This window comes from Streptomyces sp. NPDC085866 (assembly GCF_044541035.1).
Lineage (GTDB): Bacteria > Actinomycetota > Actinomycetes > Streptomycetales > Streptomycetaceae > Streptomyces.
In genome coordinates this window covers 289,062-311,944 of record NZ_JBITSQ010000001.1, presented here as the reverse complement: position 1 = coordinate 311,944, position 22,883 = coordinate 289,062, and the positions used below count along the sequence as shown (strand labels likewise).

The window sequence follows — 22,883 nt, the reverse complement described above, 5'->3', positions numbered from 1 at the left end:
CCGGATAATTCGCTGGCCGGGCCGTAGGGCCCCCGCATACCCTCCCCCGGTGATTCCGCAGCCCGCACCCCGCACCCTCGCCTGCCCCCGTCTCCTCTCATGAGCCTCGCCCGCTCGCTCATCGACGTGCGGCCGCTGCGTACGTCGCCCGTCTTCCGGCGGCTGCTGGCGGGGCGGACCGTGTCGCTGCTCGGCGGGGCCATGACCCTGGTGACGGTCATGTACCAGGTGTGGGACATGACCCGCAGCACGGCGTGGACCGGTGCGGTGGGGCTGGCTCAGGCGTTGCCGCTGGTGGTGTTCGGGCTGTTCGCGGGGGCCCGGGTGGACCGCGCCGACCGGCGTCGGATCTTCCTGACGGCCACCGTGGGCCAGTCCGTCTGCTCGCTGCTGCTGGCGGTGCAGGGCTTCACCGGGCACGTCCCGGTGGCGGCGGTGCTCGCGCTGGTCGCCGTCCAGTCGGGCTTCGGTGCGCTCGGTGCCCCGGCGGCCGGTGTCTTCGTGCCGCGGCTGCTGCCCAAGGACCAGGTGGCCGCCGGTCTCGCCCTGAACCAGATCACCGGCCAGACGATGTTCCTGCTCGGCCCCGCCCTGGCCGGTGTGCTGCTGGGCTGGCTGGGCATCGGCGCCTGCTATCTGCTGGACGCGCTCAGCTTCGGTGTCGCCTTCTACGGCGCCTTCGGGCTGCCCGCGCTGCCACCGGAGGGCGAGCCGTCGCGGGCGGGGCTGCACGGGGTGCTGGACGGGCTGCGGTTCCTGGGCGGGCACCGGGTGGTGCGGGGCGCGCTGATCACCGACCTCGCCGCCACCGTGCTGTCCTTCCCGGTGAGCCTGTTCCCGCTGGTCAACGCCGAGCGGTTCGGGAACGGTCCGCGCACCCTCGGCCTGCTCCTGTCGGCCCTCGCGGTGGGCGGCGTCGCGGCCACGGCGCTGTCCGGCTCGCTGACCCGGCTCGGCCGGCCGGGCACGGTGATGCTGTGCGCCTCCGGCACCTGGGGTGCGGCCCTGGTGGCCTTCGGTCTGTCGGCCAACCCCTGGATCGGCCTCGCCCTGCTCGTCGTGGCCGGGGCGGCGGACGCCACGTCGGTCGTCTCCCGGTCCACGATCGTGCAGACGCTCACCCCGGACGCGCTGCTCGGCCGGGTCACGGCGGCCGAGGCGATCGTCGGCCAGGCGGGCCCCAGCCTCGGCAACGTCCGGGGCGGCCTGGTCGCCGGCTGGAGCTCCGGGGCGACCGCCCTGGTCACCGGCGGCCTGATGTGCGTCCTGGCGGTGGGGGCGGTCGCGGCCACGACTCCGGAACTGCGCTCCGGGGGAGCCGAGTCGGCGGACGGTACTACTGCTCCGGACGCGCCGTGAGCGGTGCCGAGCCGACCAGGCACCAGTCGAGCACGGCCGGCCAGGAGCCGTAACCGGCGTCCAGGTCGAGGTGGGCGGCGCCCGGAACGATGTCGGTGGGAATGCCGAGCGGCTCGCCGAAGACGGGGCCGGCGCCCTCGGGGCAGTACGGGTCGCCGTCGCCCGCGACGAGCCGGGTCCGGCCGGGCAGGACGAAGTCGAGGGCGGGAGGCGCGAAGGCCGCCACCTCCGGGTACCGGGCGAGAACGGACCCGGACGGCGGTGCGACGAGCAGCACCCGGTCCGCGTACCGCTGTTCCTTCATGCCCCGGGCCGCGGCGTGCAGCCACAGCACGGCGGAAAGGCTGTGCGCGACGACGACCCGCTCGCCCGAGTCGTCCAGCTCCGCCAGGTGCCGGGCCAGTTCACCGAGCCACACCTCGAGGTCCGGGTCGTCCGGGTCGGGCAGCTGCGGGTAGGTGACCCGGTGCCCCAGGGCGGTGAGCCGGTCGGCGAGCCAGTGCTGCCAGTGGTCCTCGGGCCGTCGGTTCTGCCAGCCGTGCAGGACGAGATACGAGCGCGTGGTCATGCGTTCGATGATTTCCGAGCCCTCCCCTCCGGTCCAGCGGGGACGGCCACCGTCCCGTCAGGTGGTCGCGCCCAGTGCCGCGAACGCCTCGTGGAAGCCCGGGAACGTCTTCCGTACGCAGCCGGGATCGTCGTACGTCAGCCCGGGCGTGCGCAGTGCGGTCACCGCGAAGGACATCACGATGCGGTGGTCGCCGTAGGACTTGATCCCGACGTCCGGCAGGGGTGTGCCGGGCCGGATCTCGATCCAGTCGGGACCGGTCGCCACGTCCACGCCGAGCCGGCGCAGGTTCTCCGCGCAGGCCTCCAGCCGGTCGCACTCCTTGACCCGCGTGTTGGCCACGTCCTCGATGCGGACCGGGCCGGAGGCGAAGGGTGCGATCGCGGCGAGGGTCGGCATGGTGTCGGAGATGTCCCGCATGTTGACGGTCAGGCCGCGCAGAACTCCCGTGCCGCGTACGGTCGTCCGGTCCGCGGCGACGTCCACCTCCGCGCCCATCCGCCGCAGCACCTCGACGAACCGCAGGTCGCCCTGGAGGGCGGCGGAGCCGAGGCCCGGCACGGTCACCTCGCGGCCCGGGGTGACGGCCGCAGCGGCGAAGAAGTAGCTCGCGGTCGAGGCGTCCGGCTCGATCGCGTAGGTGGTGGCCCGGTAGCCGCCGGCCGGGACCTCGAAGACCTGGCCGTCCCGGACCACCTCGACGCCGAACGCCCGCATCATGGCCAGCGTGATCTCCACGTACGGCACCGAGACCAGGTCGGTCACCCGGATCCGCAGGCCGCCCCGGGTCAGCGGGCCGAGCAGGAGCAGCGCGGTGAGGTACTGGGAGGACTGACCGGCGTCCAGCACGACCTCGCCGCCCTCGACCCCGGCCGCCCGGACGGTCAGCGGGTGGTGGCCCTCGGCCTCCTCGTGCCGCAGGTCGACGCCCAGGTCGCGCAGGGCCCGGGTGAGCGGGCCGAGGGGGCGCCGGCGCATCTGCGGGGAGGCGTCGAAGCGGTAGGTGCCGTGGCCCGCGGCCGCGAGGGTGGGCAGGAAGCGGGCGGTGGTGGCGCCGTCGCGGCAGTACACGTCGGCCTCGGCGAGCGCCGGGCCCTGCGGGCGGCCGTCCACCTGCCAGGCGTCCGGGGTGCGGCCCACCCGGTAGCCGAGCCGGACCAGGCCCTCGGCGAAGCCCTCGGTGTCGTCGGAGCGCAGGGGCCGTACGAGGGTGCTGACGCCGTCGGCGGCGGCCGCGAGGAAGAGCGCGCGGGCGGTGATGGACTTGGAACCGGGGATGTCGACTGCGGGCATGGCCGTCATGATGGTCCGTCGCACGGGCGGATGGGCGGAATGTCCAGGGGCTGGACCTGCGCGCGTCGCGGACGGCCCAGCCCAAATAGTAGCCATGGATATAATAGCTATGTACAGTATTCGCATGCCCACGACTCCAGTCCTCGACTCGGCCATCCACCACGAGGAGTCCGGAAGCGGTACTCCCTTCGTCTTCCTGCACGGCAACCCCGCCTCCTCGCACACCTGGCGCAACGTGCTGCCCCGCATCGGCGCCGGCCGTCTGCTCGCCCCCGACCTGATCGGCATGGGCCGCTCGGGCAAGCCGGACCTCACCTACCGCTTCGACGACCACGCCCGCTACCTGGACGCCTGGTTCGACGCGCTCGGCCTGGACGACGTGGTCCTGGTGGGCCACGACTGGGGCGGCGCGCTCGCCTTCGACTGGGCCGCGCGGCACCCGGAGCGGGTGCGCGGCATCGCCTTCTTCGAGACCATCGTCAAGCCGATGGCATGGGAGGAGCTGAGCCCGCAGGCCCGCAAGCGCTCCGAGACGATCCGCTCGGCCGAGGGCGAGCGGATGCTGGACGAGAACCTCTTCGTCCGACAGGCCTACTCCGGCGGTGTCCTCACCCCCCTGCCCGACGCCGAGGTGGAGACCTACCTCGCGCCCTACCCCACCCGCGACAGCCGCCGCCCCCTGCTCTCCTGGGCGCGCCAGCTGCCGCTGGGCGGCGAACCCGCCGAGCTCGTGGCCCGTATCGAGGCCTATGACGCCTGGCTGGGCAAGAGCCCCGACGTGCCCAAGCTACTGCTGACCTTCGAGGGCTCGCCGACCCTGCTGATCGGCCCGGAGACGGCCGAGTGGTGCGCCGCCCACCTGGCGGGCCTGGAGGCGGTCCACTGCGGCCCGGCCGGCCACCACGCCACGGAGGACCGGCCGGCCGAGATCGCGGCGGCCGTCTCCGCCTGGGCCGACCGGCACGGACTGCGCTGACCGCCCGCCACGGGAACCCGCCGGCCCGTCCACCCGTCCAACCCGCAAGCTGCCGGACGAGTCCGTGATGCGGTGTCGGCCCTCGCCGCAGGCCGCGAACGCCGACGCACCCTCTCCGCCGCATCACACCCGACAGCCCACCGCCATCGGCGCGCCCCCCTCCCAAGCGCCGATGGCGGCCTCATCCTGGCTTACTGTGCAGTCTCTTGACGGAAAGAAACTTCCCGGATATTGGTGACTCCTCGGAAGTTTCCTTCAGCGGTTCTCCTCTGGAAGGAGCGCACGTGCACGACACCAGCACGGGAAGCACGGGAAACACCGCACGACCGTCCAGACGGACCGTCCTCGCCGCGACCGCGGGCCTCACCGCCGCGCTGACCGCACCGGCCGGCGTCGCCCACGCCGCCGCCTCGCACGACCGCGCACTCCGCGCCCTCGTCTCCCGTATGAGCCTGGAGGAGAAGGTCGGCCAGCTCTTCGTGATGCGGGTCTACGGCCACTCCGCCACCGCCCCCGACCAGGCCGACATCGACGCCAACCTCAAGGAGATCGGCGTCCGCACGGCCGCCGAGCTGATCGAGAAGTACCGGGTCGGCGGGATCATCTACTTCACCTGGGCCCACAACACCCGCGACCCCCACCAGATCGCCGACCTGTCCAACGGCATCCAGCAGGCCTCCCTGGAGCTGCCCCGCGGCCTGCCGCTGCTCATCGCCACCGACCAGGAGCACGGCATCGTGTGCAGGGTGGGCAAGCCGGCCACGCTGTTCCCGGGCGCGATGGCGATCGGCGCGGCCGGCTCCCGGTCCGACGCCCGCACCCTCGGCCGCATCTCCGGCGCGGAACTCCGGGCCATGGGCATCAACCAGGACTACTCCCCCGACGCCGACGTGAACGTCAACCCGGCCAACCCGGTCATCGGCGTACGGTCCTTCGGGGCCGACCCGGACGCGGTGGCGGCCCTGGTGGCGGCCGAGGTGAGGGGCTATCAGACCTCCCGGGTCGCGGCGACCGCCAAGCACTTCCCGGGGCACGGCGACACCGCCGTCGACAGCCACACCGGCTTCCCGGTCATCACACACAGCCGCGACCTGTGGGAGAAGCTGGACGCCGTCCCCTTCCGGGCGGCGATCGCCGCGGACATCGACTCGATCATGACGGCCCACATCCAGTTCCCGGCCCTCGACGACTCCGGCGACCCGGCCACCCTGTCCCACCCGATCCTCACCGGCATCCTGCGCGGCGAACTCGGCTACGACGGGGTCGTGGTCACCGACTCCCTCGGCATGGAGGGCGTGCGCACCAAGTACGGCGACGACCGGGTGCCGGTGCTGGCCCTGAAGGCCGGCGTCGACCAGCTGCTCAACCCGCCCTCGATCGACGTGGCCTGGCACGCGGTGCTGAACGCGGTCCGGAACGGCGAGCTGACCGAGACCCGCCTGGACGAATCGATCCTGCGCATCCTTCGCCTGAAGGCGCGCCTCGGACTGCTCGACAGCGCATACGTCCCCCGGTCCGGCGTCGACCGCGCGGTGGGCACGGAATCCCACCTGGCCACAGCGGACCGGATCGCCGAACGAACCACAACCCTGCTGGTCAACGAGGACGAGACCCTCCCCCTGGACCCCCGCACCGAGCCCAGGATCCTGGTCGTCGGCGCCGACCCTGCCTCCCCGTCCGGCACCACCGGCCCGCCCACCTCGGTCCTGGCCACCGCCCTCACCGAACTGGGCTTCACCGCCACCGCCCTGTCCACCGGGACCGCGCCCTCCACGACGGCCATCGCCAAGGCGGTGGCGGCGGCGCAGGACGCGGACGCGGTGGTCGTCGGGACGTACAACGTGACGGCGGGCAGCACCCAGCGGACCCTGGTCGAACAACTGCTCGCCACCGGCACCCCGGTGGTGGCCGTCGCCATCCGCAACCCCTACGACGTGGCCCAGCTCCCCTCCGCCAAGGCCCACTTGGCGACCTACTCCTGGACCGATGTCGAACTGCGCGCCGCCGCACGGGTGATCGCCGGACGGGTGAAGCCACGAGGCAGGCTCCCGGTGCCGGTGCAGCGGGCGGACGATCCGACGCAGGTGCTGTACCCCCTCGGCCACGGACTGACGTACTAGACGTACGTCACACACCGGGCACAACACACCCAAAGGGATGAAACCCCACTGTTCGCCTGACGTGGCCCCAGCACCGGGGCCACGCTGGGCGGGGGGTGTCTGGGGGATTGGCAATACCTGAACAGGGGTTTCTTGGGGGGTTGGCAATGCGCGGGAAGGGTGCCGCAAGGGTGGCGTACCGCCTCCTGCCACCCACCCCTGCCCTCGCCGCCCTGGCGGCCGCGTTTGCCGCCCTGCTCAGCGGCTGCCAGGGCCATGCGGACACCCCGGTGGGCAACGCCCGGCCCGCCACCGCCCTCCCCTCCGGCTACGGCGCCCAGTTCCTCGCGGTCGGCGAGTGCAGCTCCTTCGGCACCACCAGCTTCACCGAGGTCCCCTGCACCAGCGAGCGGGCCGCCGCCAGGGTCGCCGCCCGCTACGACGGCACGACCACCGACGGCCCACTGTGCCCGCCGACCACCGACTTCGTGCTGCACATCAGCGAACAGCGACCGCAGGACGACGAGGACGGCGACGGCGCGATCCCCCGGGGCTACGCCTGCATGCGCAACCTCGAACCCCCGCACCCCGGCGACCCGGGCGCCGGCGGCGGCCCCCGCACGATCCCCGGCGACTGCGTGTACGACTCGGGCGGCGGTCAGGTGCGGGAGACGGCGTGCGACGGGTCGGGGCGGCGGACACCGCAGTACGAGGTCACGAAGGCGGTCACCGAGCGGTCCGCGTGCCCTGCGTCGACGGTGCTCTACGTCGAGCTGGGCGGGCGGCGGCCGGTGGGGTGCGCCCGGCCGGTGTGACGCCTCCTTCGTACGGCCCAGTTCGAGCTGTGGCATACGCCAGGGGTGCCGGAAGCCGGCTGTGCCGGCCGCGTGTGTTCGTCAGGTCGATCTCATCGCACCGAGTGCTTCGAGCGCGGAGCACTCCGAGAAGGCATGCTCGGGCCGCGATCTGCTTACCCGCTCCTGGCCACGACGGCGGAGTCGGCCACGCCGACCCCGCCGTCATCAGCTGTCGAACCGGCGCGTCACGGACGCAACGCCGGCTCCCTCTCCACGCCCCGCACATCCAGCTTGGAGTCAAACCGAGCCAGCGGCTTCGCAGCCGACGGGTTCTTCTCGACCGTGGGTGACGCAACGCCCGCCCACTGCAGAATCCGTGCCGTCGCCAGTGCCTTCTCCTCGGACACCAACCCGGCGACATTCGCCCCGTGGTTCAGCCCGGGTGCCGTGAAGACGTACGAGTCACGGGCCCCCGCGCCGAGCCGGAAGCGCTCCGACCCCCACGGGTCGTTCTGGCCGTAGACGAACAGCATGTGCCGGGCGCGGTGCCGGACCCACGTGTCCACGTCCCGCATCGCGAACGGCTGGAAGCGCATCGGGATCGAGCGCGGCACGAAGTTGCGCGGCGGCTGGTAGCCGTACCGGATCAGGCCCTTCTCGACGTGCGGGAAGTGGATCGTCGGAGCGCCCAGCTGGGTGCCCGCCTGGTAGTAGTACGGGGTGTACTGCTCGAGGCCCTGGTCGGTGTAGGCCGAGAAGCCCGAGATGGTGTCGACCGAGTCCCAGATCGCGTCGTCCGTCGCGGTCGCCGCGTTCGCGGGGACGGAGTCGCAGTCCTTCAGCAGGCTGTACTGCCAGAAGCCCCAGACGTAGTCGAGGACGACCGCCTCGTAGGCCTTGTCCAGGCCGCCGATGGTGTCGAAGGTGTAGTGGTTGTCGGCGGCGTACTGGGCGTACTTCGCCTCCAGCGGCTCTCGGCGGACCAGCGCCTCACGCTGGACCGCGTTCAGCCGGTCCCGGCACTCCTTGGTGCCGACGCCGGCGAAGAAGCGGTCGTAGGCCGAGTCCTCGTTGTTGACGACGTCGTTGGGGGCGACGTAGGCCACCACGCCGTCCATGTCGCGGGGGTAGAAGCGCTCGTAGTAGGTGGCCGTCATGCCGCCCTTGGAGCCGCCGGTGGCCAGCCAGTTGGCGGAGTAGATCGGCTTCAGCGCCTCGTAGACACGGTGCTGGTCGCTCGCCGCCTGCCAGATGTCCAGCTTGGACCAGTCGGCCGGGTCGGGGCGGGAGGGTGTGAAGAAGCGGTACTCCAGGGAGACCTGGTTGCCGTCCACGATCTGGGTGGGCTCGCGGCGGGACGGGTTCGTGGAGACGTTGTAGCCGCTGGTGTAGAAGACCGTGGGGCGGCTGACGTCCTTGTGCAGCACGGTGATGCGCTGCTGGAAGGTTCCGCGGTCCGGGTGCCGGTGATCGACCGGCTGCGTGTAGTTCAGAACGAAGTAGCGGTAGCCGGGATACGGCTTCTCCTGGATCAGGCTCATGCCGGGTATCGACAGGAGCCGGTCCTTGATGTCGGTGGGCTCGGACTGTGCGGCGGTGGCCGCGCCCGCTGTGCTCAACGTGCCTATGAACACCATGAGCGCCAGCAGCCATCTGAGCACCTTGCGCATGCGCACTCTCCCCTGTGAGACAGATGTGCGCCGGAAGCTATCGGAGCAACTGCCGTCACACCAGGGGGGATTGGGTGATGTTCGCGATCAGCACAGGAATCAGCACGCCGAGCGGTGCGGGATTCGGTAGGCCGTCAGCAGAGGATCCAGCCGGAGCTGACCGAATCCCGGCCCACCGTGCCCTTCACCCACACGCAGCGCTGGCCCGCGTGGACCGTCACCGGGCCCGCGCGGTGCTTGTACAGGCCCTTGTCCACGACCGGGCGGTTGCCGCGGGCCTGCACGCTGACCGACATCACGCGCGTGGCGCCGGGGTTCCGGGCGATGGTGACGGCGCAGACGTAGCCGTTGCGCTTGAAGACGTGCACAGTGCCGGTGCTGAAGGGCAGGGCTCTCACCTCGCGCCCGGCGCAGGAGCGGTCCACCGCCGCACTGGCGGTGCCTGGCACCGCGAGCGCGAGCCCTAGGGATCCGGCCAGGACGGCCGCGCCCATCGCCAGGCGTCGGCGTATCGCACCACTGTCCACTGTTGTCCTCCCCGTACCGCCGTCATGCATGGCCGATGACCGTACTGATGTACGGACGCATGACATGTGTCGGATGGTTGCACGGCCGTCAGGAGAACTGTCGACCGGCAGCCTGCCTCAGCGGGTCACTCCCACCGGCTCCTCGGGTTCGGACTCGCCCACGAACGTCCGCCACAGGTCGGCGTACCGACCGCCGAGGGCGAGGAGTTCGTCGTGGGTGCCGTCCTCCGCCACCCGGCCGTGGTCCATGACCACCACCCGGTCCGCGCGGGCGGCCGTGGTCAGCCGGTGGGCGACCACCAGCGTCGTACGGCGGCCCGCCAGGCGGTCGGTGGCCTGGTTGACCTGGGCCTCGGTGGCCAGGTCCAGGGCGGCCGTGGCCTCGTCGAGGAGGAGGACGTCGGGGTCGACCAGTTCGGCACGGGCGAGCGCGATCAGCTGCCGCTGGCCCGCCGAGAGGTTGCGGCCGCGCTCGGCGACCTCGTGGAGGTAGCCGCCGTCGAGCGTGGCGATCATCTCGTGCGCGCCGACCGCCCGTGCCGCCGCCTCGACCTCGGCGTCGGTGGCGTCCGGGCGGCCGTAGGCGATGGCGTCGCGGATGGTGCCCGGGAAGAGGTACGCCTCCTGCGGGACCACACCGAGGCGGTGCCGGTACGAGGTCAGGTCCAGGGTGCGCAGGTCCGTGCCGTCGGCCGTGACCCGGCCGGAGGTGGGGTCGTAGAACCGGGCCACCAGCTTGACCAGCGTCGACTTGCCGGCGCCCGTCTCGCCGACGAAGGCCACGGTCTGACCGGCCGGGATCGTCAGGTCGATGCCGGTCAGGGCCTCCTCGGCCTCGTCGGCGGCGCCGTACGCGAAGTGCACGTCCTCGAAGGCGATGTCGCCGCGCAGGGAGAGGACTTCGAGGGGTTCGTCGGCGGACTTCGTGGAGGCCGGCTCGCGCAGCAGCTCCTGGATGCGGCCCAGAGAGACCGTGGCCTGCTGGTAGCCGTCGAAGACCTGGGAGAGCTGCTGGACCGGGGCGAAGAACAGGTCGATGTAGAGGAGGTAGGCGACCAGGGCGCCGGTGGTGAGCGTGGCCGCCTCGATGCGGCCCGCGCCCGCGATCAGGACGCTCGCCGCGGCCACCGAGGACAGCAGCTGCACGAACGGGAAGTAGACGGATATCAGCCACTGGCCCCGGATACGGGCCTGGCGATAGCTGTCGCTGCGCTCGGCGAACCGCCGCCCGCCGTCCCGCTCGCGCCGGAAGGCCTGCACGATCCGGAGCCCGGCCACCGACTCCTGGAGGTCTGCGTTGACCAACGACACCCGCTCACGGGCGAGTTCGTACGCCTTCACGCTCGCCCGGCGGAAGAAGTAGGTGGCGACGATCAGCGGGGGCAGGGTGGCGAAGACGACCAGGGCGAGCTGGACGTCGAGCACCAGCAGGACGCCCATGATGCCGAAGAAGGTGACGACCGACACGAACGCCGTGACCAGGCCGGTCTGCAGGAAGGTCGAGAGGGCGTCGACGTCCGTCGTCATCCGCGTCATGATCCGGCCGGTCAGCTCGCGCTCGTAGTACTCGAGGCCGAGCCGCTGGAGCTGGGCGAAGATCTTCAGGCGCAGCGAGTACAGGACGCGTTCGCCGGTACGGCCGGTCATCCGGGTCTCGCCGATCTGCGCGGCCCACTGCACCAGCACGGTGAACAGGCCCAGCAGGGAGGCCGCCCACACCGCGCCGAGGGCCGCCTTCGTGACGCCCTGGTCGATGCCGTGCCGGATCAGCACCGGCAGCAGCAGGCCGGCGCCCGCGTCCACGGCGACCAGCAGCAGGCTGACGAGAAGGGGGGCGCCGAAGCCGTGGAGCAGACGGCGCAGGCCGTACGACTCCTCGGGGCGTACCGCGCGCGCCTCGTCGATGTCGGGGGTGTCGGTGGCCGCGGGCAGCGCCTCGACCTGGGTGAGGAGTTCGGGGGTGGCCGGGGTGCCGGAGAGCGCCGGATCCTTGGGCTCGCGGTCGCCGGTCCACAGCCGCGGGGTGACCCCGCGCTCGGCGTCGAACTCGGCGTCCAGCTCCTCGCGGACGGACATGTCCTCCTGCGGCAGGGCCGGGCGGGCGTGGCCCGGGGAGACCCCGCCCAGCTCGTCCGGGTCGGTCAGCAGACGGCGGTAGAGGGCGGAGCGCTCCTGGAGTTCGTCGTGCGTGCCGAGGTCGGCGAGCCGACCGCCGTCCAGGACGGCGATGCGGTCGGCGAGGCCCAGGGTGGAGCGGCGGTGGGCGATGAGGAGGGTGGTGCGGCCCTCCATGACGTGCTTGAGCGCCTCGTGGATCTCGTGCTCCACGCGGGCGTCCACGGCCGAGGTCGCGTCGTCCAGGACCAACAGGCGCGGGTCGGTGAGCAGGGCGCGGGCGAGCGCGACGCGCTGGCGCTGGCCGCCGGAGAGGGTCAGGCCCTGCTCGCCGACCTTGGTGTCGTAGCCCTCGGGCAGCTCGGCGATGAAACGGTCCGCCTGGGCGGCGCGGGCAGCGGCCTCGATCTCCTCCTGAGTGGCGTCCGGGCGGCCGTAGGCGATGTTGTTGCCGACGGTGTCGGAGAAGAGGAACGAATCCTCGGGGACCAGTCCGATCGCCGCGCGGAGCGAGTCCAGGGTCAGCTCGCGCACGTCGTGCCCGCCGATCAGGACGGCGCCGTGGGTGACGTCGTAGAAGCGCGGCAGGAGCAGGGAGAGGGTGGACTTGCCGGAGCCGGAGGAGCCGACGACGGCCAGGGTCTCCCCCGGCCGGATCTCGAAGCTGAGCCCTTCGAGCACCGGGCTGGTTTTGCCGGGGGCGCGCGCATACCCGAACGACACGTCGTCGAACTCGACGGTGGCGGGCGCGTCGGCCGGGAGGGTCTTCGTGCCGTCCTTCAGGGTCGGCTCGGTGTCGATCAACTCCAGGACGCGCTCGGTGCCGGCGCGGGCCTGCTGGCCGACGGTGAGCACCATGGCGAGCATGCGGACCGGGCCGACCAGCTGGGCGAGGTAGGTGGAGAAGGCGACGAAGGTGCCGAGGGTGATGTGCCCGCGGACCGCGAGCCAGCCGCCGAGGGCCAGCATGGCCACCTGGCCGAGGGCCGGGACGGCCTGGAGCGCGGGGGTGAACTTGCTGTTCAGGCGTATGGTCCGCAGGCGTCCGGCGAAGAGGCGGCGGCCGACTTCGCGCAGCTTCCCGGTCTCCTGGTCCTCCTGCCCGAAGCCCTTCACCACGCGTACGCCGCTCACGGCGCCGTCGACCACACCGGCCACGGCGGCGGCCTGGGCCTGGGCGTACCAGGTGGCGGGATGGAGCTTGCTGCGGCTGCGCCGGGCGATCCAGCCGAGGGCCGGGGCCACGGCCAGGGCGACCAGGGTCAGCGGCAGCGACAGCCAGGCCATGATCGCCAGGGAGATCAGGAAGAGCAGGACGTTCCCGATGGTCATCGGGAGCATGAAGAGCAGGCCCTGGATCAGCTGGAGGTCGCTGGTGGCCCGGCCGACCACCTGCCCCGTGGACAGCTCGTCCTGGCGGCGGCCGTCGAGGCGGGTGATCGTGTCGTACATCTCGGTCCGCAGGTCGTGCTGGACGTCGAGGGCGAGCCGGCCGCCGTAGTAGCGACGTATGTAGGTGAGGGCGTAGACGAGGACGGCCGCGCCGAGCAGCGCGCCGGCCCACGGGGCCATGGAGCGGCTGTGGTCGCCGATGACGTCGTCGATGATCACCTTGGTGATCAGCGGGACCACGGCCAGCACGGCCATGCCGGCCAGGGAGGATCCGAGGGCGAGGACGACGTCCTTCGGATACCGCCAGGCGTAGCCCGCCAGCCGTCGTGCCCATCCCCGATGCGCTGCCACGCCGGTGCCTCCCGTCGAGATCTGCTCTTCCGGAAGGCTCCAACGTCACCAGGGACGGATTTCATCCCTCTGCAACAAACGAAAGCGGACGTCAGACACGTACCCGCAGGCAGTAGAACCGGGTCGTCTGGGCCTGATTCTGGTTGTCGTCGCTGACCAGCAGGACCTTCAGGCGGCCGGTGTGGTCACGCCCCGTGATCGTCATACCCTCGATGTTGTCGAGGAGGGGGTTCGGCTGGGGCTGCTTGGCCGTGGCGCCGAGGGTCGGGCAGGTGGCGATGTCCGCGAGGAGGGTCTTCCTTATCAGTTGTACGTCCGGCCGGCCGGTAAGGATCTCGACGGTGCTGGTGTCCGTGGCGTGGCGGAGGTCGGCCTCGTAGAGGCGGACGGTGTTGCCGACGCCCGGGGTGAAGCCGCGCTCCAGGACGAGGAGGCGGCCGTCGGGGGTGGCCTGGACCTCCGGGACGCCGAGGCCGGCGTCGGTGCGGTAGGCGTACTGGGCGGCGAGCCGGAAGCCGCCGTGGTGGCGGGTCCAGGTCTGGAAGCGGACGATGCCGGTGGTGTCGCCCGAGATCGAGTACTCCATGGAGGCCAGCAGGGTGCGGCCGCCGGGCAGCATCGTCAGGCCCTCGAAGGTCTGGTTGGCGGTGGCGCGGCCGGCCGGGGCGACCAGGAGGGAGGGAGGGACCGGGAGGCGGTCGAGGATCTTCCCGTCACGGGAGTAACGGCGGACGGACGGCTCGGTCTCCGAGGAGATCAGCCGGGTGCCGTCCCGGTCGATGACGAGCCCCTCCGAGTCGAGGTCGGCGCCCTTCTCGTCGGCGAGGTGGACGGCCGAGGTCGGCTGCAGGGTCTTGGGGTCCAGGCCGAAGAGGGAGGAGCGGTCCTCCAGCGCGGCGAGGGAGCCGTCCCGGTCCACCGCGAGCGCGGAGAAGTTGCCGACGAAAGTGCCCTGGTACGTCGTCTTGTCGAGGGCGTCGGAGAAACGGTCGATGGAGACGGTCGGCGAACAGGCGTTGCCGTCCGTGGAGTTGGCGGCACCGGCGGGCCCGGCGGCGGTCAGACAGGTGGCCGCCGCCAGGCCGGCGGTGAGGGTCGCGAGTACGGTTCTCAGGCGCATGGGCGCCACCGTAGGACGGTCCGGTGACCGGCGGGAGACCGTCTCGTGAAGCGTCAGCCCTGCGGGGGCGCCGCCACGAACGCCTCACTCGGCGTGCTGGTCGGGGTGTAACGGGCGGTGCTGGACGTCGTCGGCACCAGGTCCTTGTGGATGGCCTTGGCGACGTTCTGGATGGTGGTGACGCCGTAGTCCATGGTGCTGTTGTCCTGCGTCAGCACGCTGATCATGTAGTCGTGGCCGGCGCCGTTGAAGGTGCCCAGGCTGTGCACCCGCCAGCCGTGCGTGGAGCGCTGCAGCCAGCCGTTCTTGACGTGCACGGACACGGTGGACGGCGCACCGGCGGGCGTGCCCCAGCGCTGCGAGGAGATGACCTTGCCCATCAACTTCAGGATGTAGGCACGGGAGTTGTCGCTCAGCACGGTGTTCTTGGCGGTGACGAGCTTGAGCAGCTTCTGCTCGTCGGTGACGTTCTCCTGGGTCAGACCCCAGTAGCCGTCCGTGCCGGGCGTGGTCTTCGTCATGCCGGCGGCGGACAGGAAGCCCTTGATCTTCGTCAGACCCAGCTGCTTCCACAGCTTGCTGGTCGCGTCGTTGTCCGACTGGGTGATCATGGCCGTGGCGAGCGACTGCTCGGTGTCCGTCAGGTACCGGTTGTGCTTCTTCGCGTCCCACAGCAGCGTGGCGAGGACGGTGACCTTGACCGTGCTGGCCGAGTCGTAGGCGCTGGTCGCACGCAGGGTGCAGGTCGTCTTGGTGGAGCGGTCGTACAGGCCGACCGCGACGGTGCCCTTGCGGTTCGCGAGTGCCGTCGTGATGTCCTTCTGCAGCTTGGTGGCGAGGCCCGCCTTGCCGGACGTGCAGCTGACGGCGGGAGACGTCGCCGCGGCCGGGGTGGCGGCGGTGACGGCCGGTATGAGCACCACGGCGCCGAGAGCGGCTGCGAGCGCGCCGGCGCGACTGAATGTGCGGGGATTCATACCCGTGTTGACACACAGAGGCGACCGATAGTTGCACACGTGTTCGGGGTTGACCCGCCCTTTGCCTATTCACAGGGGGGAGCAAGGCGGGGCACAGCGCTCACCCACCCCCGCTCGGCACGATGCGGCCGTGACCTCAGCCACCGATCCCCTCGCCCACCCGCCGACCGTGACCGCCGAACCGCCGCCCGCGGCCGCGGCTCCGGCCGCCGCGCCCCGCTGGTCGCTGCCCGCCCTGATCGCGATCATGATCCTGGCGGCGGTGCTCTACTCCTGGAACCTCTCCGGCTCCAGCCTCAACAGCTTCTACAGCGCGGCCGTGCTCAGCGGTACGCAGAGCTGGAAGGCGTGGTTCTTCGGCTCGCTGGACGCGGGCAGCTTCCTCACCGTCGACAAACCGCCGCTCGCCCTCATGGTCATGGGGCTGTCCTGTCGCCTCTTCGGCTTCGGCACCTGGCAGATGATGGCGCCGATGATCGTGGCCGCGCTGGCGACGATCTGGATCCTGCACACGTCCGTGAAGCGGGTGTGGGGGCACGGGGCGGCCGCACTGGCCGCGCTGGTGCTGGCGTTGACGCCCATCACCGTGGCCATCAACCGGGACAACAACCCCGACACGCTGCTGGTCCTGCTGATGGTCGGCGGCGCGGCCCTGGCCCTGCGCGCGGTGACGGGCGGCCGCCTGCTGCCGCTGCTCGGCTCGGCGGTCTGCTTCGGGCTCGCCTTCAACACCAAGATGCTGCAGGGCTACATCGCGCTGCCGGCGGTCTTCGCGGTGTACCTGTACGCGACCCGGCTCCCGTTGGTGAAGCGGATCGTCAACCTGCTGCTCGCGAGTGTGGCCCTGGCGGTGTCCAGCTTCTGGTGGGCGGCGGCGGTCTCCCTCGTCCCGGCCTCCGAGCGCCCCTACATCGGCGGCTCGACGGACGGCACGGCCTGGAACCTGATCATGGGCTACAACGGCCTCGGCCGGGTCCTCGGCGGCGAGGGCAACGGCGGGGGCGGCGGAGGCGGCGGCTTCTCCGGCTCCGCGGGCCTGGGCCGGATGTTCAACGACATCCTCGGCGGGCAGATCTCCTGGCTGCTGCCCTTCTCGGCGGTCGCACTCGTCGCCGGCCTGATCCTGTGCGGCCGTGCCCCGCGCACCGACCTCACCCGCGCCGCGCTGGTGCTGTGGGGCGGCTGGACCGTGCTGCACTTCCTGACCTTCAGCATGGCCGAGGGCACCATGCACCCGTACTACACGACCGCGCTCGCGCCCGGCATCGCGGCGCTGTGCGGGGGCGGCGGCGTGATGCTGCTGCGCGCGTTCCGGGACGACAGGCGGTGGGCGTGGGTGCTCCCGGTCGCGCTCGGCGTCACGGCCGTCTGGGCGATCGTGCTGCTGCGCCGGGCCTCCGGCTGGAACACCTGGCTGTGGCCGGTGATCGGTGTGGTCATGGCGGCGGCGATCGTGGGCCTGTTCCTCTTCCGGAGCGGCAACCGGGCGCGGCTGCTCGCGGCTTCCGTCGCCGCGGCGGTCGTCGCGGCGGTGGCCGGTCCGGCGGCGTACGCCTGGTCGGTGCCGACGGGGTCGGGCGGTGGCCGCATGGGCGGTACGAACCCGACGGCGGGGCCGTCGACGGGGAGCGGCTTCGGCGGTGGGCCGGGCGGCAACGGCGGCCCCGGCAACGGCGAGCTGCCGGGCGGAGCCCAGCAGAGCGGCCGGAACGGCCGGGCGAGCGGCGGCTTCCCGGGCGGCGGCGAGATGATGCCCGGCGGCGGGAACGGTGAGCTGCCCGGCGCCCCGAGCGGGCAGAACGGCCAGAGCGGCCAGGCTCCTGGCGGCAACGGCCAGACGGGCGGCACCCCGCCGGGCGGCACCGGCACGAACGGCGGCACGGCCGAGGGCGGCACCGGGCAGGGCGAACCGCCCGGCGGGAGCGGCGGCTTCCCGGGCGGCGGCATGGGCGGCGGGCCCGGCGGCGGCATGGGCGGGGCCGACAGCGAGCTGATCTCGTACCTGAAGAAGCACCAGGACGGAGCCAAGTGGCTGCTCGCGGTGTCCAACTCGCAGAGCGCCGCGCAGATCGAGCTGAGCAGCAACGTGCCGGTCATCTCGATGTGGGGCTTCACCGGCACCGACAACGCGATGACCGTCGCCAGGCTCAAGGAGCTGGTGAAGAAGGGCGAGCTGCACTACGTCCAGGTCGGCGGCGGTGGCATGGGCGGCGGGTTCGGCGGGGGCAGCAGCCTCAGCTCCGAGGTGACGTCGTGGGTGAAGAAGCACGGTACGGCGGTGAAGGAGAGCGCGTACAGCAAGAGCACGGCATCGAAGGCGTCGTCCTCCAACTCCGCGTCCTCCGGCTCCGCGTCCTCGAACTCCTCCTCGCAGAGCAACCAGTCGACGCTCTACCGCCTGGACCCGTCGGACGTCGGCTGACACGAGCAGCACGGCTCCACAGCCGAACGGCGGCCCCTGACCATCCCCCGGTCAGGGGCCGCCGTTCGGCCGAGCCGGAAAACGTACAGTGCCAATAGTTCTATTTGTTCGCCCACACCAGTGATGTCGATCTTGGGCCCGGGCGTGTCCCGGTCCCGGGACAGGAGCATGGCGGCAGCTCGGCACTACCGCCGAAGTGTCCCAACTCCCTTTCCTGGAGAGGCTCGTGAAGTTTCGCTCCTGGTCCCTGGCCGCCGCTCTCGCCCTGACCGCCCTCCTCCTGCCCACCCAGACCGCCGCGGCCCAGGCCGCCGCACCCTCCTGTCCCGACGGCTCGGTGTGCTTCTGGAGCGGGGAGGGCTTCGGCGGGGACTACTGGGAGTGGACGGCCCGCAGCGGCTACCGCGACATGCCGCCCAACCTCCACGACAACGTGGGCTCCTTCGTCGCCTCCACCCGCGCCTGCTTCATCAACTGGGACCCGACCGAGAAGCGGGACGTCTTCAACGGCGACTGGCGCTCGCAGTACTACGGAGACTTCGGCGGCCGCATCGACGGGGTGGGCGCGGGCGCCTGCTGATCCCGAGCCCCCGCGGGCCGGCATGGCACGCTGACCCGTATGGCTGATGTCCCGGACGGCCGTTGGTCCTTCACAGCCTTCCGCGCAGGAACGCCTGCACGACCGGGTCCTGGCCGCCACCCCGGGAAGCACCCGTGACGACCTGCTCTCCGTGCTGCGCACCGGCGCGAAGGTCGTGCTGTGGATCAACGGTCCGGCCGCGAGCCTGCGCGGCACTACGTGGAGATCGACGCGCTGCGCGAGGGCGCGGAGGTCGCCGCCCGGGCGCCCGGCGCTGCCGAGCCGGTCGGCCTGGCCCAGGTCGACGACGGCCCCTGGCGGTTCACCGTCGTCCTGCCGCACGACGGTGGCCGCCCGGTCGTCGCCCGAGGAACGCGGCCGTAGATCCCCCCCCCCGGCCGCTCCCCCCGCCCCTCCGCCAGGTGCGCCGGCGTCAACTTCCGCAAGGTAGGGTCGATTTCGAAAGTTTGCTCAGTTTGACGCCCGAGACCCTGACCAGGTCGTCGGAGCGCGCGCCACCGGGGAGACCGGCGGCGCTTCACGGGGGAAGAACAAGTTGTTCGAAGCTGTCTTCGGCGACGACATGGGGTTCCTGGCCGGACTCACCGTCGTCGCCGCTGTCGTGGGGCTGGCCGTGTGGGCCGTGGCCCGTCGTCGCGAAGTGGATCACGCAGTGTGGTGGCTGCCACTGGCGTTCTGTCTGACCGGTGTCCTCGGTGTCACCCTCGCGCTGCGTGGTGGCGAGGCGGGACGGGCCGAGTGTGTGATCAACCATGAGATCACCGAGCCGCTGTACACCACGCAGGGTCTGTGGAACCTGGCGATGTTCGTCCCGCTGGGCCTGTTCGGTGTCCTGGCGCTGCGGCGTCCGCTTCCCGTGCTGGTCGGCGTCCTCGCGCTGCCCTGTCTCATCGAACTCGCCCAGGCCCTCGCCCCGTTCGTGAGCGGAATCTGCGACAGCGCCGACGTGGAGATGAACGCCGGTGGGGGCGTCCTGGGCGTGGCCGCCGGGCTGGTGCTGGTGCGAGGCCGGGTCGCGTGGCGTTCGTGGGCCAAGCCCACGTTGATCGTGGCCATGGTGTGCGCCGTGGCCGGGCCGGTCGTCTTCCAGACCGCGATCACCGCGACCCACGTGGACGGCTCCAGCGTGCGTGACGCACACGGCGACGAGCGGGAGGCCGCCGAGCGAGTCGTCCGTGAGGCCTTCGGCGATCGGTACCACGTCGGCGACGTGCGCGTCAGCCCCGGCATCGACGGCTACAACGGCTGGATGTCCATACAGATCGCCGGCGCCTTCCCCGCGGAGTTGATGTGGCCCGGCGGACGCCGGCTGAACGTGAGCTTCGAGGACTCCGAGCCCCCGACACCGGCGAGCTTCCCGGTCCCCGGCGCGGGCACGCCACACGACGCCCAGGACGCGTACCGCATCGCCCGCTCCTACATGAAGGCCCACTACCCCTGGGCCGATGCGGCCTCCTTCCACGAGACGCAACCCGTGGGCCGGAAAGCCGAGTTCGGGTGGCGCACGTCATGGCGGTTCAAGGAGCGCGGGGTGGCGATGCCGCGCAGCCTCGACGTGCAGATCAACCGCTTCGGCCGCGTCTCCCGGCTGCTGGTCGACTTCGGCCCCAAGCACGTGGACCTTCCGGCCCGGCTGATCCCGGCGAAGCAGGCCGAGGAGATCGTCGGCAAGGAGAGGAAGAAGAGCGGTGCCGATCTCAGCAAGCTGAAGATCCACGCCGCCGAGCTGACGACCGAACGCGCCAAGGGCTGGCAGGGCCCCTGGCGCGTGGTGTGGTCCGTGACCGTCGACGACACCCACTGCAAGCCCGACAAGGACGGCGACGGCTGCGACCCGCTGAACACGGTCCTCGACGCCGGCACCGGAGAGATCTACGCGGAGTGAGGCGCAGGCGTCCTAGCCCAGGTGTGTCGGTGCGAACATCCGCAGTACGGCGGGGAGTACGACGACCGAGGGGCCGGGGGACGCGAGTGCCTTCGTCAGGTCCTCCTCCAGGGTCTCCGGGGTCGTGCGGACCCCGGGGACGCCGAAGGACTCGGCGAGGGCGACGTAGTCGGGGCGGGTCAGTTCCGTGGCCGTTGCCTCGCCGAAGGCGTCCGTCATGTACTCGCGGAGGATGCCGTAGCCGCCGTCGTCGACGATCAGCCAGGTCACGGGGAGGTTGTACTGCCTCGCCGTGGCCAGCTCGGCGATCGAGTACAGGGCTCCGCCGTCGCCCGAGACCGCCAGGACCGGGCGGCCGGGGTCCGCGGCGGCCGCGCCGAGCGCCGCCGGGAAGCCATACCCGAGGCCGCCCGCTCCCTGTGCGGAGTGCATGGTGTTCGGGCCCTGCGCGTCGAAGGCCGACCATGCCCAGTAGGCCAGGATCGTCATGTCCCAGCAGGACGGGGAGTCGGCGGGAAGGGCGCGGCGGACCGACGCCAGCACGTTCTGTTCCAGGGTCAGTTCCTGGGCCGCGATGCGGGCCGTGACCTGGGAGAGCACCTCTCGTACGCGCTGCGGCGCCGACTCGTCCGTGCGCTCCTCCACCGTCTCCAGCAGGGCCTGGAGGGCCAGGCGGGCGTCCGCGTGGATGCCGAGGGCCGGGTGGTTGGACTCCAGCTTGCCGAGGTCCGCCTCGATCTGGACGACCCGGCCCCGGGGCTTGAACGTGTGGTAGTTCGAGGAGAGTTCGCCGAGGCCCGAGCCGACCACCAGGAGGACGTCCGCGTCCTCCAGGAAGTCCGTCGTGTGGCGGTCCTCCAGCCAGGACTGGAGGGAGAGGGGGTGGTTCCAGGGGAAGGCGCCCTTGCCGCCGAACGTGGTGACCACAGGGGCGTCCAGCTTCTCCGCCAGCGCCTTCAGCTTCCCCGAGGCGTCCGAGCGTACGACTCCGCCGCCCGCGATGATCGCCGGGCGGGCGGCACGGGACAGCAGGTCCGCTGCCACCGCCGTCAGTTCGGGGCGCGGGACCAGGTCGTCCGGGGTCGCGTCCATCGCCGTCACCACCGGCAGGGAGGTCTCGGCGAGCAGCACGTCCTGCGGGATCTCCACCCACACCGGTCCGTGCGGGGCCGTCAGCGCCGACTGCCAGGCCGCCGCGATGGCCGAGGGGATCTGGGACTGGGTGCGGACCGTGTGGACCGACTTCACCACACCCCGGAACGAGGCCGCCTGGTCCGGGAGTTCGTGCAGGTAGCCGTGGCGGCCGCCGCCCAGGCCCGGCGTCGGGATCTGGCTGCTGATCGCCAGGACGGGGGCGGAGGCGGCGGCGGCTTCCTGCAGCGCGGCCAGTGAGGTCAGCGCGCCCGGGCCGGTCGAGAGCAGCAGCGGGGCCGCCTCGCCGGTGATGCGGCCGTAAGCGTCCGCCGCGAAGCCGGCGTTGTTCTCCACCCGCAGGCCCACATAACGCAGGGCCGAGCGGCGCAGGGCGTCGAACATGCCCAGCGCGTGCTGGCCGGGCAGCCCGAAGACCGTTGTCGCGCCGAGCCCGGCCAGCGTTTCCACGACCAGGTCTCCGCCATTGCGCCCGGGGGGCGGGTTCAGAGCGGTCGAGATCTGTGCCGCCGTCGGGCGGAGTACCAGGTCGTGGTCGTGAGTCACTGCGCTTACGCGTCCTTCCGGGCCGCCGCGATCTGGCGGCTCATGATGGTGGTCAGTTCGTACGCCGTGTGGGAGGCCGCCACCGACGTGATCTCCGCGTGGTCGTACGCGGGGGCCACCTCGACGACGTCCGCCGAAACCAGGTTGCAGGACGCCAGGCCGCGCAGGATCTCCAGCAGCTCGCGGGAGGTCATGCCGCCCGCCTCCGGGGTGCCGGTGCCGGGCGCGTGGGCCGGGTCCAGGCAGTCGATGTCGATGGAGATGTACAGCGGGCGGTCGCCGATGCGCTGGCGCAGCTGGTCGGCGACCTCGTCGGCGCCGCGGCGGTAGATGTCCGCGGAGGTGACGATGCCGAAGCCCATCTTCTCGTCGTCGGTGAGGTCCTGCTTGCCGTAGAGCGGGCCGCGGGTGCCGACGTGGGAGAGGGCGGAGGTGTCGAGGATGCCCTCCTCGACGGCGCGGCGGAACGGGGTGCCGTGGGTGTACTCGGCGCCGAAGTAGGTGTCCCAGGTGTCGAGGTGCGCGTCGAAGTGGAGCAGGGCCACCGGGCCGTGCTTCTTCGCGACCGAGCGGAGCAGGGGCAGGGCGATGGTGTGGTCGCCACCCAGGGTCATCAGGCGGGCGCCGGTGCCGAGCAGCTCGTCCGCGGCGGCCTCGATGGTCTCGACGGCCTCGTTGATGTTGAACGGGTTGACGGCGATGTCGCCGCCGTCGGCCACCTGCGCCAGCGCGAACGGGGACGCGTCCTGCGCCGGGTTGTAGGGGCGCAGGAGCCGGGACGCCTCGCGGATGGCGTTGCCGCCGAAGCGGGCGCCCGGCCGGTACGAGACGCCGGAGTCGAACGGCACGCCCACGACGGCGACGTCGGCGGTGCCGACCTCGTCGAGGCGGGGCAGCCGGGCGAAGGTCGCGGGTCCGGCGTACCGCGGGATGCGGGAGGAGTCGACGGGGCCGCGGGGCGTCTCGTTGCTGCTCATGGTGAAATGCCTTCTTTCTTGCGCCTTGTCACGCATGCACTGCTTTTCATATGACT

Annotated in this window: 17 protein-coding genes; 8 read left to right on the top strand and 9 right to left on the bottom strand. The window is 71.8% G+C overall.

The features are described 5' to 3' along the window. Positions 1 to 99 precede the first annotated feature (99 nt). A complete protein-coding gene (locus ACIF83_RS01420; RefSeq protein WP_393464350.1) occupies positions 100 to 1,359 on the top strand; it encodes an MFS transporter in 1,260 nt (419 codons plus the stop codon). On the opposite strand, the gene ACIF83_RS01415 is transcribed toward ACIF83_RS01420, so the two are convergent. Further along, positions 1,337 to 1,927, bottom strand: a complete 591-nt coding sequence (locus tag ACIF83_RS01415; RefSeq protein ID WP_398138923.1) for an alpha/beta hydrolase — start codon at positions 1,925 to 1,927, stop codon at positions 1,337 to 1,339. The two genes, ACIF83_RS01420 and ACIF83_RS01415, sit on opposite strands and share 23 nt — an antisense overlap. Before the next feature lie 57 nt (positions 1,928 to 1,984). Next, positions 1,985 to 3,220 carry a 3-phosphoshikimate 1-carboxyvinyltransferase gene (gene aroA, locus ACIF83_RS01410; RefSeq protein WP_393464344.1) on the bottom strand — a complete coding sequence of 412 codons (1,236 nt, stop codon included), beginning with the start codon at positions 3,218 to 3,220 and terminating at the stop codon, positions 1,985 to 1,987. A 124-nt stretch (positions 3,221 to 3,344) separates the two neighbouring features. Between aroA and ACIF83_RS01405 the strand changes: the two genes are divergently transcribed. From ACIF83_RS01405 to ACIF83_RS01395, 3 genes are all read left to right on the top strand, one after another. Further along, the gene (locus ACIF83_RS01405; RefSeq protein WP_398138925.1) at positions 3,345 to 4,196 is read left to right on the top strand and encodes a haloalkane dehalogenase; all 852 of its coding nucleotides are present in this window, start codon (positions 3,345 to 3,347) and stop codon (positions 4,194 to 4,196) included. Between the two features lie 284 nt (positions 4,197 to 4,480). Then, on the top strand, positions 4,481 to 6,316 hold the full coding sequence (locus ACIF83_RS01400; RefSeq protein ID WP_399722696.1) for a glycoside hydrolase family 3 protein: 1,836 nt from the start codon (positions 4,481 to 4,483) through the stop codon (positions 6,314 to 6,316). 170 nt (positions 6,317 to 6,486) lie between these two features. Continuing rightward, on the top strand, positions 6,487 to 7,110 hold the full coding sequence (locus ACIF83_RS01395; protein ID WP_399722694.1) for a hypothetical protein: 624 nt from the start codon (positions 6,487 to 6,489) through the stop codon (positions 7,108 to 7,110). A gap of 227 nt (positions 7,111 to 7,337) precedes the next feature. Here ACIF83_RS01395 and ACIF83_RS01390 read toward each other — a convergent pair whose 3' ends face one another. The 5 genes from ACIF83_RS01390 to ACIF83_RS01370 all read right to left on the bottom strand — a co-directional run bounded on the left by ACIF83_RS01390 (position 7,338) and on the right by ACIF83_RS01370 (position 15,244). Next, complete coding sequence (locus ACIF83_RS01390; protein WP_393464332.1) at positions 7,338 to 8,762, bottom strand: S28 family serine protease; 1,425 nt, start codon at positions 8,760 to 8,762, stop codon at positions 7,338 to 7,340. A gap of 134 nt (positions 8,763 to 8,896) precedes the next feature. Continuing rightward, positions 8,897 to 9,289 carry a hypothetical protein gene (locus tag ACIF83_RS01385; RefSeq protein WP_393464329.1) on the bottom strand — a complete coding sequence of 131 codons (393 nt, stop codon included), beginning with the start codon at positions 9,287 to 9,289 and terminating at the stop codon, positions 8,897 to 8,899. A 117-nt stretch (positions 9,290 to 9,406) separates the two neighbouring features. Continuing rightward, positions 9,407 to 13,147 carry an ABC transporter ATP-binding protein gene (locus tag ACIF83_RS01380; protein WP_393464326.1) on the bottom strand — a complete coding sequence of 1,247 codons (3,741 nt, stop codon included), beginning with the start codon at positions 13,145 to 13,147 and terminating at the stop codon, positions 9,407 to 9,409. A 91-nt stretch (positions 13,148 to 13,238) separates the two neighbouring features. Beyond that, positions 13,239 to 14,267, bottom strand: a complete 1,029-nt coding sequence (locus ACIF83_RS01375) for an esterase-like activity of phytase family protein (protein ID WP_399722691.1) — start codon at positions 14,265 to 14,267, stop codon at positions 13,239 to 13,241. A 53-nt stretch (positions 14,268 to 14,320) separates the two neighbouring features. Then, a complete protein-coding gene (locus tag ACIF83_RS01370) occupies positions 14,321 to 15,244 on the bottom strand; it encodes a serine hydrolase (RefSeq protein ID WP_399722689.1) in 924 nt (307 codons plus the stop codon). Positions 15,245 to 15,374: 130 nt separating this feature from the next. Between ACIF83_RS01370 and ACIF83_RS01365 the strand changes: the two genes are divergently transcribed. The 4 genes from ACIF83_RS01365 (at position 15,375) to ACIF83_RS01350 (ending at position 20,152) form a co-directional block, all read left to right on the top strand. Then, a complete protein-coding gene (locus tag ACIF83_RS01365; RefSeq protein WP_399722687.1) occupies positions 15,375 to 17,666 on the top strand; it encodes an ArnT family glycosyltransferase in 2,292 nt (763 codons plus the stop codon). Between the two features lie 226 nt (positions 17,667 to 17,892). Beyond that, on the top strand, positions 17,893 to 18,246 hold the full coding sequence (locus ACIF83_RS01360) for a peptidase inhibitor family I36 protein (RefSeq protein ID WP_393464316.1): 354 nt from the start codon (positions 17,893 to 17,895) through the stop codon (positions 18,244 to 18,246). Positions 18,247 to 18,426: 180 nt separating this feature from the next. Beyond that, a complete protein-coding gene (locus ACIF83_RS01355) occupies positions 18,427 to 18,630 on the top strand; it encodes a hypothetical protein (protein ID WP_399722685.1) in 204 nt (67 codons plus the stop codon). A gap of 172 nt (positions 18,631 to 18,802) precedes the next feature. Then, complete coding sequence (locus ACIF83_RS01350) at positions 18,803 to 20,152, top strand: VanZ family protein (RefSeq protein WP_399722683.1); 1,350 nt, start codon at positions 18,803 to 18,805, stop codon at positions 20,150 to 20,152. Between the two features lie 12 nt (positions 20,153 to 20,164). Here ACIF83_RS01350 and ACIF83_RS01345 read toward each other — a convergent pair whose 3' ends face one another. Both ACIF83_RS01345 and speB read right to left on the bottom strand, forming a co-directional pair. Next, the gene (locus ACIF83_RS01345; protein WP_399722681.1) at positions 20,165 to 21,850 is read right to left on the bottom strand and encodes a thiamine pyrophosphate-binding protein; all 1,686 of its coding nucleotides are present in this window, start codon (positions 21,848 to 21,850) and stop codon (positions 20,165 to 20,167) included. A 5-nt stretch (positions 21,851 to 21,855) separates the two neighbouring features. Next, positions 21,856 to 22,827 (bottom strand): agmatinase, encoded by a 972-nt coding sequence (gene speB, locus ACIF83_RS01340; RefSeq protein ID WP_351031056.1) that lies wholly within the window; start codon positions 22,825 to 22,827, stop codon positions 21,856 to 21,858. Positions 22,828 to 22,883: the final 56 nt, after the last annotated feature.